The organism is Streptomyces sp. CLV115, from assembly GCF_038448545.1.
Taxonomy (GTDB): Bacteria; Actinomycetota; Actinomycetes; order Streptomycetales; family Streptomycetaceae; genus Streptomyces; species Streptomyces sanglieri.
Genome location: NZ_JBCEWQ010000010.1, coordinates 15771 through 29087, shown reverse-complemented (window position 1 = coordinate 29087; position 13317 = coordinate 15771). Strand labels below are relative to the sequence as shown.

At 69.8% G+C, this 13317-nt stretch carries 11 protein-coding genes and 4 pseudogenes; 7 read left to right on the top strand and 8 right to left on the bottom strand.

Features of this window, described 5'->3' with window-relative positions:
• Positions 1 to 3: 3 nt before the first annotated feature.
• The 6 genes and pseudogenes from AADR41_RS42805 to AADR41_RS05985 form a co-directional block, all read right to left on the bottom strand.
• A pseudogene (locus tag AADR41_RS42805) lies at positions 4 to 510 on the bottom strand (UvrB/UvrC motif-containing protein); the annotation flags it as partial.
• A gap of 204 nt (positions 511 to 714) precedes the next feature.
• Positions 715 to 1572: pseudogene (locus AADR41_RS42800) on the bottom strand (Clp protease N-terminal domain-containing protein); the annotation flags it as partial.
• Positions 1572 to 2888 (bottom strand): caspase, EACC1-associated type, encoded by a 1317-nt coding sequence (locus tag AADR41_RS06000; protein ID WP_342280308.1) that lies wholly within the window; start codon positions 2886 to 2888, stop codon positions 1572 to 1574. The pseudogene AADR41_RS42800 and the gene AADR41_RS06000, both read right to left, overlap by 1 nt.
• Position 2889: 1 nt before the next feature.
• Positions 2890 to 3291 (bottom strand): effector-associated constant component EACC1, encoded by a 402-nt coding sequence (locus tag AADR41_RS05995; protein WP_342280307.1) that lies wholly within the window; start codon positions 3289 to 3291, stop codon positions 2890 to 2892.
• A 155-nt stretch (positions 3292 to 3446) separates the two neighbouring features.
• Positions 3447 to 3658 (bottom strand): annotated as a pseudogene (locus AADR41_RS05990) (IS1380 family transposase); the annotation flags it as partial.
• Positions 3634 to 4042, bottom strand: a pseudogene (locus AADR41_RS05985) (YjbQ family protein). The pseudogenes AADR41_RS05990 and AADR41_RS05985, both read right to left, overlap by 25 nt.
• A 92-nt stretch (positions 4043 to 4134) precedes the next feature.
• On the opposite strand from AADR41_RS05985, the gene AADR41_RS42795 reads away from it, so the two are divergent.
• The 6 genes from AADR41_RS42795 to AADR41_RS05960 all read left to right on the top strand — a co-directional run bounded on the left by AADR41_RS42795 (position 4135) and on the right by AADR41_RS05960 (position 9623).
• On the top strand, positions 4135 to 4218 hold the full coding sequence (locus tag AADR41_RS42795) for a putative leader peptide (protein WP_350692898.1): 84 nt from the start codon (positions 4135 to 4137) through the stop codon (positions 4216 to 4218).
• Between the two features lie 223 nt (positions 4219 to 4441).
• Positions 4442 to 5335 (top strand): ABC transporter permease, encoded by an 894-nt coding sequence (locus AADR41_RS05980; protein WP_342280306.1) that lies wholly within the window; start codon positions 4442 to 4444, stop codon positions 5333 to 5335.
• On the top strand, positions 5308 to 6099 hold the full coding sequence (locus AADR41_RS05975; RefSeq protein WP_342280305.1) for an ABC transporter ATP-binding protein: 792 nt from the start codon (positions 5308 to 5310) through the stop codon (positions 6097 to 6099). The genes AADR41_RS05980 and AADR41_RS05975 overlap by 28 nt, the downstream gene beginning before the upstream one ends.
• Positions 6100 to 6165: 66 nt before the next feature.
• Positions 6166 to 7182, top strand: coding sequence for an ABC transporter substrate-binding protein (locus AADR41_RS05970; protein ID WP_342280304.1), 1017 nt, complete (start codon positions 6166 to 6168; stop codon positions 7180 to 7182).
• Positions 7179 to 8387, top strand: coding sequence for an LLM class flavin-dependent oxidoreductase (locus tag AADR41_RS05965; RefSeq protein ID WP_342280303.1), 1209 nt, complete (start codon positions 7179 to 7181; stop codon positions 8385 to 8387). Before AADR41_RS05970 ends, AADR41_RS05965 begins: the two co-directional genes overlap by 4 nt.
• 108 nt (positions 8388 to 8495) lie before the next feature.
• Positions 8496 to 9623 (top strand): NAD(P)-binding domain-containing protein, encoded by a 1128-nt coding sequence (locus AADR41_RS05960; RefSeq protein WP_342280302.1) that lies wholly within the window; start codon positions 8496 to 8498, stop codon positions 9621 to 9623.
• Positions 9624 to 9635: 12 nt separating this feature from the next.
• Here AADR41_RS05960 and mltG read toward each other — a convergent pair whose 3' ends face one another.
• Both mltG and AADR41_RS05950 read right to left on the bottom strand, forming a co-directional pair.
• The gene (gene mltG / locus AADR41_RS05955; RefSeq protein WP_342280301.1) at positions 9636 to 10484 is read right to left on the bottom strand and encodes an endolytic transglycosylase MltG; all 849 of its coding nucleotides are present in this window, start codon (positions 10482 to 10484) and stop codon (positions 9636 to 9638) included.
• Positions 10485 to 10867: 383 nt separating this feature from the next.
• Positions 10868 to 12673, bottom strand: coding sequence for an ABC transporter ATP-binding protein (locus AADR41_RS05950; protein WP_342280300.1), 1806 nt, complete (start codon positions 12671 to 12673; stop codon positions 10868 to 10870).
• Between the two features lie 165 nt (positions 12674 to 12838).
• Here AADR41_RS05950 and AADR41_RS05945 point away from each other — a divergent pair, with 165 nt between their 5' ends.
• Positions 12839 to 13282: a MarR family winged helix-turn-helix transcriptional regulator gene (locus tag AADR41_RS05945; protein WP_342280299.1), complete on the top strand. Its 444-nt coding sequence runs from the start codon at positions 12839 to 12841 to the stop codon at positions 13280 to 13282.
• Positions 13283 to 13317 lie beyond the last annotated feature (35 nt).

Here is a 13317-nt window from a genome sequence, read left to right as displayed (position 1 = left end):
GGCCTAGCTCATGGACCAGACGAACGGGTCGTGCTCGACGGCCCGGACGGGCCGGACCTGGCGGGCGGCGGTTGTGCGCGCCGGTTCGGGGTGCTGCGTGCCGGAGTAGACGGACAGCGCGCTCACCACGTCCGCTTCGTCGATCTCCAACGGCAGGTCGTCCGACGGCTGCAGCGCGTTGCGCTCGGCTCCGCTGCGGTCTCGGATCAGGGCCTTCTCCCGCTCTCGGAGCCCCGCGGCCCGCTCGAAGTCCTGCTGGTCGATGGCCTCCAATTTCGCCTGCCGCACCTCGGCGATCTGTGCGTCGTACGACGACAGATCGGCGCTCAGCCGCTGTACTTCACGGACGCGCACCTGTGCACTCGCCTCGTCCAGAAGGTCGATGGCCGACCTGGGCAGGTGCTGGTCGGGAACGTGGTCGCGTGCGAGTGAGGCGGCGGCCACCAGGGCCGCGTCGCTGATGGAGACCCGGTGGTGTTCCTCCAGACGGTCTCGGATGCTTTTGAGGATCTCTATCGCATCGCCCAGCGTGGGCTCGGCAATGGGAAGCGGCTGCATCAAACGGTCGACCGCCGGGTCGAGAACGCGGCGCTCGTAGTCCGAGCTCGTGCAGGAGCCGACGAGTAGAACTCCGGGACTGCCGAGAAGGGAACGGCACAGAGTGAGAGCGTTGGTGTTTCCGTCGGGCAGGTGGAGGGGGCTGAGAGCTCCGCCGAGAAAGACCACCAGAGCTCCGTGGGCCCGAACCTCGTCGAGCAGCCCGGCCAGGACGGCCGCGTCCCGGCCCCGGTGCTGAGGGTCGGCAAGCAGGGCGCCCAGATTCACTGTGCGGACGGTCTGGTGCTGCAGAACGGACGGCACCTGGCCCGCGGCGACGCGATGCGCGAGGCCGGTCGTCACCGCGGTCTTGCCGACGCCGGGCTCGCCGATGAGCAACGGTACGTTTCGATGTCGACGGGTGAGGATCTCGACGACCCGCTCGATCTCTCTGTCGCGGCCGACCACCGGGTCGAGCACCGAGCGCCGGGCGGCCGCGGTGAGATCGCTGCCGCACTGGTCGAGGAGCGGCCACGTCCCGGAGTCGTTCTCGCCGGTCTCGGGCTCGCGGGCTTCCACGTGGTCGCGTTCGACGATCTCCTGGATGACCTGCTGCCGCGCCCGGTTCAGGTCGGCGCCCAGCTTGACGAGGATCTGGGCGGCGACGCCCTCGCCCTCGCGGATCAGGCTGAGCAGGATGTGCTCGGTGCCGATGTAGTTGTGGCCGAGCTGGAGGGCCTCACGGAGCGAGAGCTCCAGGACCCTCTTGGCGCGAGGGGTGAAGGGGATGTGCCCGGACGGGGCCTGCTGGCCCTGACCGATGATCTCCTTCACCACTTGGCGGACCGCCTTGGGCGAAATCCCGAGGCTCTTCAGGGCCTTGGCGGCGACACACTCACCCTCGTGGACAAGGCCCAGAAGAATGTGCTCGGTGCCGATGTAGTTGTGGCTGAGCATCCGGGCTTCGTTCTGAGCCAGGACGACAGCACGTCGCGCCCCATTGTCGAACCTTCCGAAGAAGTCCGTCTCCGTCATCAACCGCTCTCCCCGCCCTCGGCTTCCACGAGATCCCTTGCCGATCTCCTGGTGTGGGGGTGCTCCCCGCCGAGGATTCGCTCCCGTTCCGTGACCAGCTGCCGCAGCAGGGCCACGGCTTCGTCGTTCACCCCCAGGAAGAGGAGATTGCGCGCCAGCAGATGCCGGGTGCGCAGCGTATCGGGATCCTCGGCACCCAGCACACGGCCGCGGTCGGCGAGCAGGACCCGGAGCATGCCGACAGCCTCCTCCCGGTGGCCGGCCTCGCCCAGATTGACCGCAAGAAACTGCCGGGTACGCAATGTGTCCTCATGGTCCGGGCCGAGCAGGCGCAGGTGGTCGGCGAGGAACTGGCGCAGCATTTGCGCGGCGGTCATCGCGTCGCCGGCGCCGCCGAGGCTGTGCGCGTAGGACTGCCGGGTCCGCAGGGTGTCGATGTGTTCCGGGCCGAGAACACGGATCTGCTCGTCAAGGATCTTCTCAAGCGCTTGCGAAGACCCCTGCCAGTCACCGTTCCTACCTTGTTGCACGGCGGCGACGTGCTGCGTTCGCAGTTCGGGACCGGCGGTTGCGGCGAAGGCGCGATTGACACCCAAAGCGAGCTGGTGCGCCGTACCGGCGCGCCGGTTGAGCGGCACGGGCAGCCTCTCGGCCGCCATGTGCTTCTTGAGCCAGTTGTACAGGTCTTCGATGGTGAGTAGCTCAGGTCCACCGACGATACCCTCGCGCAGGAGGCGCATCAGGCGCCCGGAGAAGGCGGTGTGGGGTTCTCCGGTGAGTGCGAGGGCGAGTTGGTCGCGCGCTGCCGAGGTCAGGACGTAGGTGCCCGCCACCTCAAGCTGCCCGATCTCCGCACCGTCGCCTCCTGCCATGGTGTCGGTGATGGCCCGGCCGGAGAAGCAGCAGTCCAGAATCACCAGCTTGTTGGCTGCTGTGCTGTCGAGCACCGCGTGTCGCAGCTTGTCGTACTCCAGTGCGCTGAACTCGGGGGAGGCGAATTCGCTGTCCGGCAGCGAAAGATAGAGGTCACCACGTGGGTAGGCGGTAAGGCCGTGTCCGGCGTAGTAGACGAGAAGCAGATCCTCGGCTTCCTCGATCGCAGCCCTCAACCGCTTGCCGACGGTCCGCAGGTCTCCGTCGTCGAGCAGTACGGTGCAGTGTGCCTCGGGAACCACGCCGTAGACCTGGTCCGTGAGAAGTCCGGCCAAGTCGGTGATCGTGCGGTGGACAGCTGGGAGATCGGGGAGATCGGGGTCGGAGTACTGGCTGGCACCGATCAGTACGACCCGGGAACGGTGTGGGTCGGGAAGACGCACGTCACTCCCCTGCGCCTGGGTCCTGACGCTGTTCCTGATCCTCCAGAGCTTGGCGCAGCATCTTTTCCACGTCTGTGCGCTTCACACGCTTCGCGTCGATCTCGACGGTCGGACCACCCTCGCGTCGGACCTTGAGCCGGATGTCGCTTCGTCGCGGGTGAGCGAGCCAGGTGCGCAGAGAAGCAATCAGTGCGGTGATGGTGCCGCCAGTGCTCAACGCCACGGTCACGGTGTCGAGTAAGGAACCGAGTTCTCCGGGGCTGAGCGGCGGTCCCGTCCGGCGGACCCGCCCGACAAGCTCGGATTCGCCCTTGAGCCACCCCGTCAGTGACTCGGCGTCAGCAACAGGTGCTTCGCTCAGAACCGAAATCTCCGCAGTGGCCACGGCTCCCCCGATGTCCATGTATCCCAAGGGTGTTGAGAAAAATCAGTCTGGCCTCGATCTTTCGTGACGGTCCGTCGGTTTCTTCGTTGGGCCGTTTCGGCCGTCCGGGCCGGTGGTGGTCGGACCGATGGCCCGGCTGTCGCGCCAGATGGGCGCCGGATTCCCGGATCCGGTCAAAATGTTCTGGTCATCCGGGGTGTGGGGAAACTTCGAACCGTGCCGGCGTCGGTGATGACGTCGGTCCAGGGCCGGCGGCGGGCGAATCTCAGGTGCCGGCGACGAGCGGTGGTGACGATCCGGGCGGCGGCGGAGAAGAGGCGGAGCCTCAGGCGACGGGGCTTCCGCTGCGGAAGTCGCCGGTCAGAGGGAGCATGGGCAGCCAGGCAGGTTGTCTCGGTTGCTCCCCCTCAACTCGACCGGACACACCGACGCCACATTCCCGGTTCCAGCCGTCCGCCGATCACCGGAAGCGTCGCGTGCGGCGGGACGAGGGCGGGGAGTACGTGGCCGGGGTGGCCCTGGCGGTGTTGCCGGCGGCGTCGGCCGGCAGCAGGGTGTGGCGGGTGGTCAGGAGGTCCTCGTCGCTGCCGGATCCGGTCTCCAGGATGGCGATGCCGGCGGTCGCATGGGGCACGAAGATGCTGATGGGGCCGTCCCCGGAGGCCACGTTCCGGGTGAGGAAGTGCTCGCATTCGGCGGTCAGGTCGGTGACGGTCTCCGTCGTGCCGGTGGTGATGTGCAGAACGCCGGAGGCGAAGGCGTGGGGCATGGGTACATCGGCTCGCCCATTCGGCAAGATCGCGCGTCCACCTGCCGAGACATCATTGACCGCTTCAGTTGTGGATCGCTACGTTCGGCGGCATGTTCCGTTCAGCCCTGCTCACTTCGCGCGGTCACATCGACCTGCTGCGGGTGGCCTCCGCCGCGTGTCGTCGCGGCTGCTGACGTTCCTTCAGCTCCCTCTCCGTCGCGTCGGCGACCGGGCGTTTCCTCCGCCTGTTCCCGCTGCTGTACGCGCCTGCCCGTGCGGGCCCGCCCGGACGCGCGCCGACGTGTCCCGCCCCGTCCACCGCTCGGCGTGACCTCTGTGCTGTAACGGCAGCATTGGTTCGCCCGGCCGCGGTCGCGGTGTGACTCCCCCTGTCCTTGGACTGCTCGTGGAGCCCTCATGACCATCGGCCATGCCCTCGCACCGCCGGACATGTCTTCAGAATCCGGGAAATTGCCAGTTCCTTCCGATCGGCGGTCGCTCGACCTGGAGCCCGTTGTTCCGGCCTCCGTGCGGGGTGTGCGTCCGGGTGCGCCGCCCCGTTGGGTCCGGCGTGCCGTCGGACCGTTGCTGTTGCTCGCGTTGTGGCAGGTGCTCAGTGCCACCGGTGTTCTGCACGCCGATGTGCTCGCGTCACCCGGCACCGTCGCCCGCGCCGGATCGGATCTGATCGCCGACGGGACACTGCCGTCCGCGATGACCATCTCGCTCCAGCGGGTCGCCGTCGGACTGGTGCTCGGAGGTGTCGTCGGGACGGCGCTCGCACTGGTCTCCGGGCTCTTTCGGCTCGGCGAGGATCTGGTGGACGCGAGCGTGCAGATGCTGCGCACCGTTCCCTGGGTCGGACTGATCCCGCTCTTCATCATCTGGCTGGGGATCGGTGAGGCCCCGAAGGTGGCGCTCATCGCGCTCGGTGTCGCCTTTCATCTGTATCTCAATGTGTACGCGGGAATTCGGGAGGTCGATGCCCAACTCAGCGAAGCCGGTGCGTCGTTGGGGCTCGGCCGGTGGGGTCTGGTCCGGCATGTGGTGCCGCCGGGCGCACTGCCCGGGGCCATGACCGGGCTCCGCTGTTCGCTCGCCACTGCGTGGCCGGCCCTGGTCTTCGGCGAGTCCGTCAACGCCGATGCCGGGATCGGCTTCCTGATGAACCAGGCCCGGGAGTTCTTCCGTACCGACGTCATCGTCGTCTGCCTCGTCGTCTACGCCTTCCTCGGCCTCGCCGCCGATGCCATCGTCCGCACACTCGAAAGGCTGCTGTTGCAATGGCGACCGACCTTCACGGGGCAGTGAGCCCCGCCGCTCCGGCCGGACCGGCGGCCGAGGCCGCGGTGCGGGTGGCGGGACTGACCCGTTCCTTCGGCGGTGCGGCCGTCATCGACGGGCTCGATCTCACCCTGCGCTCCGGGGAGTTCACCGCGCTGCTCGGGCGCAGCGGCTGCGGGAAATCGACGCTGCTGCGGGTGCTCGCCGGGCTGGACCGCGAGATCGAGGGCACGGTGCTGGTGCCGAAACGGCGGGCGGTCGCCTTCCAGGCGCCGCGGCTCATGCCGTGGAAGCGGGTCTGGCGCAATGTGCTGCTGGGGCTGCCCGGGAAGCCCGAACGAGCCCTCGCGGAGCGCGCGTTGGAAGAGGTCGGGCTCGCGGAGCGGAGCGGGGCGTGGCCCAGGACACTCTCCGGGGGTGAGGCCCAGCGCGCCTCGCTGGCCCGCGCGCTGGTGCGTGAACCCGATCTGCTGCTGCTGGACGAACCGTTCGGCGCGCTGGACGCGCTGACCCGGATCAAGGCACAGCGGCTGGTGGCCGAGCTCTGGCAGCGACGGGGCTGCGCCGTACTGCTGGTCACCCACGATGTGGACGAGGCGCTGCTGCTGGCCGACCGCGCGCTGGTGATGCGGGACGGGGCGATCGCGTACGACACGCCCGTCGATCTGGACCGGCCCCGCGATGCGAGCAGTGCCGGTTTCACAGCGCTGCGCTCCCGGCTGCTGACCGAGCTGGGCGTCGACGGCGAGGCCGGTGGCTCCGGTGGCTCCGCGTCCGTCGCGGCCGCCTGAGACAGCGGCCGCCCGTCGGGCGCCCGTCCACCCCGCCCGCCTTTGCGCACGACGAAAGAGGATCCGATGAGAAGTCGCTCCCTGCCCGCCCTGTCGCTGTCCCTCGCCCTACTGTTGTCCGCCTGCGGCGGTGCCACGTCCGCCTCCACCGCCGGTGGCACCGACGGGAAGGGCCGTGTCGTCCTCGACGTCGGTGACCAGAAGGGGGGTTACGAGGCGATTCTGCGGGCCTCCGGCGAGCTGGACGATCTCGACTACCGGATCAAGTGGTCGACCTTCACCTCGGGTCCGCCCCTCCTGGAAGCCGTCCACGCGCAGGCCGTGGACCTCGGAGGCGTCGGCAACACACCACCGGTCTTCGCGGCGGGTTCCGATTCGAGGATCGTCGTGGTGGGCGCCGCGCACGGATCGTCCGCCGGGGAGGCCATCGTCGTACCCGAGGACTCGCCGCTGAAGTCCCCGGCCCAGCTCAGGGGCAGGTCGATCGCGGTGACTCAGGGCAGTTCGGCCCACTACCAGCTGATCGCCTCGCTGAAGAAGGCGGGGCTCGGCATCGAGGACGTGAAGCCGAAGTACCTTCAGCCGGCGGACGCGCCGGCCGCGTACAGCCGGGGCAAGGTCGACGCCTGGGCGGTCCGGGATCCGTACACCTCGCAGGTGCTGCGCAGCACGGAGTCCCGGGTGCTGACCACCGGTCGGGGCGTGGTGAACGGTCTCAGCTTCCAGGTGGCGTCCCCGGCCGCGCTGAAGGATCCAGCGAAGTCCAGGGCGATCGGCGATCTGCTGGTCCGGCTGCAGCGGGCGCAGTCCTGGGTCTTCGAGCACCCGGAGGCCTGGGCGAAGGAGACCGGACTGCCGTACGAGGTGGCCCTGGACGCGGTGCGGCTCAGTGCCGGAACCCGGGTGTCCGTGGCCCTCGATCCCGCCGCGATCGCCTCCGAGCAGGCCATCGCGGACAACTTCGCAGGTCTGGAGCTCATTCCGCGCCGCTTCTCCTTCGAGGAGTACGTCGACACCCGTTTCAACCGTGATCTTCCGCCGTCCTCCACCGCTCCCCGCTCCTACGGAAAGGCCTCGTCATGAACGTCCGTCTGCACTGGTTCCTGCCCACCGGCGGTGACGGGCGCACGCTCGTCGACCGGCACGCGTACACCGACGGCGGGATCAAGCGGGACCGGATCACTCCGGTGAGCGGGGTGCGCGCCCCCGACATCGAGTATCTGGCGCAGATCGCCAAGGCCGCCGAGCAGTTGGGCTTCGAAGCCGTGCTGACGCCCACCGGGACCTGGTGCGAGGACGCCTGGCTGACGACGGTGGCGCTGGCCCAGCACACCGAACGGCTGAAGTTCCTGGTGGCGTTCCGGCCGGGGGTGGTCTCGCCCGTGCTCGCCGCGCAGATGGCGTCGACCTATCAGCGGATCACCCGGGGGCGGCTGCTGCTCAATGTCGTCACGGGCGGCGATTCGACGGAGCAGCGGCGGTTCGGTGATCACCTGGACCACGACCGGCGTTACGCACGGACCGCCGAGTTCCTTTCGGTGGTGCGGGGTGTGTGGGGCGGGCGGCCCTTCGACTACGACGGTGAGCACTACCAGGTGGAGGGCGGGCTGACCGCGCTGCCGCCGGACCCGCTGCCGGACATCTTCTTCGGCGGGTCGTCGGCTGCGGCCGGTCCGGTGGCCGCGGCTCATGCCGATGTCTATCTGACCTGGGGCGAGCCGCCGGCCGCGGTGAAGGAGAAGATCGACTGGATCCGCGGGCTTGCCGAGGAGCAGGGCCGTACGGTCCGGTTCGGTATCCGGCTGCACACGATCTCGCGCGACTCCTCGCGCGAGGCGTGGGCGACGGCCGACCGGCTGCTGGGCGATCTCGATTCCGGGACGATCGCCGCCGCCCAGCAGGCGCTGGGGCGGAGCGAGTCGGTCGGGCAGCAGCGGATGCTGGCGCTGCACGGCGGCTCGCGCGACGAGTTGGAGATCTCGCCGAACCTGTGGGCCGGCGTCGGTCTGGTGCGGGGCGGGGCGGGCACCGCGCTGGTGGGCAGTCACGCGGAGGTCGCCGACCGGATCGAGGAGTACCACTCGCTGGGGGTGGAGCACTTTGTGCTGTCGGGTTACCCGCATCTGGAGGAGGCGTACTGGTTCGGCGAGGGTGTGACGCCGGAGCTGGCGGCGCGCGGCCTGCTGTCGACGGTGCCGGCGTCACCGCTGCTCGGAGTGGCTGCCGCGAACGGCAGGCCGGCATCCGCGCCGGGCGGTGCGCCGCTGCTGGTCGCCGGGGGCCGCTGACCGGTCGGAGCGGAGGAGGACCGGCGAGGAGGGCAGGCCCCGTCCGGCACGGCGGAAGCCGGCGACCGGTCGGGGAAGATCCTCGCCCCCGGCAGGGTTAGTAGAAGCGTGAACAACTTTGGGGTGGGCGCAGCACACGAGGTCGATGTCGTCGTGATCGGCGCCGGACAGGCAGGACTGTCCGGCGCCTACCATCTGCGCCGCACCGGCCTGGAGCCGGATCGCGACTTCGTGGTGCTCGACCACGCCCCGCACCCGGGCGGCGCCTGGCAGTTCCGCTGGCCCTCGCTGACCTACGGCAAGGTCCACGGCATGCACGCGCTGCCCGGCATGGAACTCGCCGGGGCGGACGACGCCCGGCCCTCCTCCGAGGTGATCGGTGAGTACTTCGCCGAGTACGAGCGCGCCTTCGGCCTGCGTGTCCACCGGCCCGTCGAGGTGAGCGCGGTACGCGAGGGCGACGGCGGGCGGCTGCTGGTCGAGAGCTCGGAGGGTACGTACGCCACCCGCGCCCTGATCAACGCCACCGGCACCTGGGACCGGCCGTTCTGGCCGCGCTACCCGGGTCAGGAGGGGTTCCTGGGGCGCCAGCTGCACACCGCGAACTACCCCGGGCCTGCGGAGTTCGCCGGACAGCGGGTGGTGGTGGTCGGTGGTGGTGCCTCCGGTACGCAGCATCTGATGGAGATCGCCGAGGTGGCGGCCGAGACGTACTGGGTGACGCGGCGGCCGCCGGTCTTCCGGGACGGGCCCTTCGACGAGGAGCTGGGGCGGGCCGCGGTGGCGATGGTGGAGGAGCGGGTGCGGCGCGGGCTGCCGCCGCAGAGTGTGGTGTCGGTGACCGGTCTGCCGCTCACGGACGCGGTGCGGCGGGCCCGCGAGACGGGCGTGCTGGACCGGCTGCCGATGTTCGACCGGATCACTCCGAACGGGGTGGCGTGGGACGACGGGCGGACGGTCGAGGCGGATGTCATCCTCTGGGCCACCGGGTTCCGGGCCGCCATCGACCATCTCGCGCCGCTGAAGCTGCGCGAGCCGGGCGGTGGCATCCGGGTCGAGGGCACCCGGGCGGTGCGGGACGCGCGTATCCACCTCGTCGGGTACGGGCCGTCCGCCAGCACCGTCGGCGCCAACCGGGCGGGGCGGGCGGCGGTGCGCGAGATCGGCCGGCTGCTGAGGGGGGCGGACACGGTGGCGGGGGACTCCGATGGGGTGTTCGCGCCCGTCGTGGCCTGACGGCGCGGGTGGTCAGCCTCCGGAGGCGCTGCGGCGGTTCCGGTTGAACTCCGCCACGTTTCGCTGCTGTTCCGTGTAGCTGCTGGTGAATCGGGTGTCCCCCGGCGCGACCGTGACGAAGTACAGCCATGCTCCGGGAGTGGGGGAGATCGCCGCCGTCATCGCCTGCTCCCCCGGATTCCCGATGGGCGTGGGCGGCAGCCCCTTGCGCTCGTAGCTGTTGTACGGGCTGTCGATCTTCGTGTCGCCCGTGGTGGTGTGCAGGGTGCTGCGGTTCAGCGCGTAGTTGAGTGTGGAGTCCATCTGGAGCGGCATGCCCCGGTCCAGCCGGTTGAGGACGACCCTGGCGACCTTGCCCATGTCGGCCGTGGTGTCCGCCTCGGCCTGCACGAGGGAGGCGATCGTCACCGTCTGGTACACCGACACACCGTTGCGCTGCGCGCCGGCGGCGATGTGGTCCGCGCCGAATCGTTCGACCGCGGTGTCGACCATGTACCTGAGCAGGCTCTGCGGGGTCGCGCCGGAGGTGACGGGGTACGTCGCCGGGAAGAGGTAGCCCTCGGGGTTGCCCTCCGCCGCGGCCGGGAGCGGCAGGTCCGCCGTGGTGACGGCCTTCTCGGTGGTGCCGGGCTCGGCATCGAGGGACTTGTCGACCGCCTCGTAGACCTGGGAGGCCCGCCATCCCTCGGGGATCAGCAGCGAGCGGGCCCGCTCGACCTCCGGCCCCCTCGTCAGCAGCGGCACGAGCACGGCCGCGGCCACGACCAGGACGAGGACGACGCCGATGAACAGCACCAGACGGCCGCGCCGGGTCGGGCGGAGAGTGCGACCGGGCGGCTTTTCCGGCGATTCGTTCACCATGCGGGCACGCTATCCCGCGGTCCGGGACCCGGGCCCGGACGACACGGGCCCGCAGCTCTTGAATGGAACACACGAACAGGGGATCGGATGTTCGCTGGAACGCGTGATCGTTCCAGGATTCGTTGCTCAACTCCCCTGCGGCGCTGGATGATTACAGGGCGCAAGCGACGGGCTGCAGACCGCGACTGTGCTGTCCCAGATTTGCAATACGCACAAGGAGAAACACCGAATGAACGTCATCACCAACCTGCTCGCCGGCATCATCCACTTCGTGGGTTGGCTCGTCTGATCATCGCTCCGCCCGGCGCCGTCGCTCCCCGTCCCACGGGAGCGGCGGCGTCGCCGCGTGTCCGGCCTCGGCCGGGCACACCCGACCCCGCCGATCAGCTTGTCGCGGGGGCCAGTTGGGTGTCCCGCCGGACCAGCGCGGCATAACGCCCGCCCCGCTGGAGGAGTTCTTCATGACTGCCGCGCTCGGCGGTGCGGCCGTGGTCCAGGACGACGATCTGATCGGCGTCGCGAACCGTGGAGAGCCGGTGCGCGATGGTGATGGTGGTGCGCCCCTCGGACAAGGCGTCGATCGCTTCCTGCACGGCGAATTCCGTACGGGTGTCGAGGGCGCTCGTCGCCTCGTCGAGCACCAGGACGGGCGGGTCGCGCAGGATCGTGCGGGCGATGGCGAGCCGCTGCTTCTCACCGCCGGAGAAACGGTAGCCCCGCTCGCCGACGAGGGTGTCGTAGCCGTCGGGCAGTGAGGCGATGTGGTCGTGGATCTGGGCCGCACGGGCCGCCGCCTCGATCTCGGCTTCGGTGGCATCCGGCTTGGCGAAGCGCAGGTTGTCGGCGACCGAGGCATGGAAGAGGTAGGTCTCCTGGGAGACCACACCCACGGCTCTCGCCAAGGTGTCGAAGTCCAGATCGCGTACGTCGACCCCGTCGAGCGTGACCCGGCCCGCGGTGACGTCGTAGAGCCTGGGCACCAGATAGCTGAGCGTGGACTTGCCGGACCCGGTCGGCCCGACGACCGCCAGGCTGCCGCCGGCCGGGACGGTCAGATCGATGCCGCTGAGGGTCGGGCCGCTCTTCTCGTCGTAGCTGAAATCGACGCCCTCGAAGCGGATCTCGCCGCGGATCCCCTCCAGCCGGACCGGGCTCTCGGGCTCGGTGATGTCCACTTCGAGGTCGAGGTATTCGAAGATCCGCTGGAAGAGCGCGAGGGACGTCTGCATGTCCACGCCGGTGGAGAGCAGGCTCACGGCGGGCCGGAAGAGACCCTGCTGGAGCGAGACGAAGGCGACGAGTGTGCCGATGGAGACGGCCGGTCCGCCGGACTGCAGGGCGAGGCCCGCCGCCCAGTAGATGACCGCCGGCATCGCGGCCATGACGATGCCGATCGTGGACATCCGCCACCGCCCGGCCATGCTGGAGCGCACTTCGAGATCGACGAGCTTCTCGGACTCCTCGGCGAAGCCCTTGGTCAGGGAGTCCGCGCGGCCCATGGTCCGGCCGAGCAGAATGCCGCTGACGGAGAGCGACTCGGTGACCGTGGCCGCCATGGCGGCCATCTGCTTCTGGCGCCGGGTGGTGATCTTCTTGCGCTCACGGCCGACCCGTCGGCTGATCCAGACGAAGACCGGCAGCAGCAGGAGCGAGACCAGGGTGAGCCGCCAGTCGAGGGCCAGCATGGCGACGACCGTGGCGATGACGGCGGTGAGGTTGGAGACCAGCGATGTCGCCGTGGACGTGACGGTCGCCTGCATGCCGCCGATGTCGTTGGCGATGCGGGACTGCACCTCGCCGGTGCGGGTCCGGGTGAAGAAGGCGAGCGGCATCCGCTGCAACTGGGCATAGACGGCGGTGCGCAGGTCGTGCATCACCCGCTGGCCGACCGTGGTGGAGATCAGGGTCTGCAGGACACCGAAGACGCTGTTCGTCACGGCGGTGAGGATCATGCCGAGGGCGAGCAGCGACAGCAGTCCCGTACGCCCCTGGGGGATGGCCGTGTCCAGGATCTCGCGCAGCAGGAACGGGGAGGCGACCGACACCAGCGACGAGGCGCCGACCAGTAGTCCGACCAGCGCGAGCCGGCCTCGGTAGGGGTGGAAGAGGCGCAGGATGCGGCGCACCTCGGCGGGTGGACGGCTCTCGTCCCGGGGTGGGGGTGTCCAGTTGATCGCGTCGGGTTTCATGGGCTCCTTCGTCGGGCGTGCGGCGGCCGTGGCCGGAGCGGGGACTCGATGGGCTCAAGGGACGGGAGCGGAGGATCGAGCCGGGGCTGCGGCAAGCCGATTTTTGAGAGCATAGCTCATTGTTACCTATACTCACAATGAACGGGGTCCTGATATTGTTCCCCCATGGACTCCTCCGACGCCGACGGCGTGCTCGCCGAGCAGTTGCTGCGGGTGACCCGCAGGCTCCAGCGGATTCAGAGCCGCCAGCTGGAGCCGATCGGCATCACGCCCGCGCAGTTCCGGCTGCTGCGCATAGTCGCGCATTACGACGGGCCGCCCCGGATGGCCGATCTCGCGCAGCGCCTGGACGTCGTCCCGCGGGCCGTGACCACCCTGGTCGACGGGCTGGAGGCGAGCGGGCGGGTGCGCCGGGCCCCCGATCCGGACAGCCGCCGGGTGGTCCGCATCGAGATCACCGACGAGGGACTCGCCACCCTCCGGTCGCTGCGCGACGCGCGCCGGGCCGCCGCAGAGGAGATCCTGGCCCCACTGACCGCCGATCAGCGCGAGGTGCTCGGCGGACTGCTGTCCGCTCTGGTCAACGGAATGCCGGAGCGCCGCTGCTGAGGAGCAGCCCCTGGACACCGGGCGGCGCCCCCGCC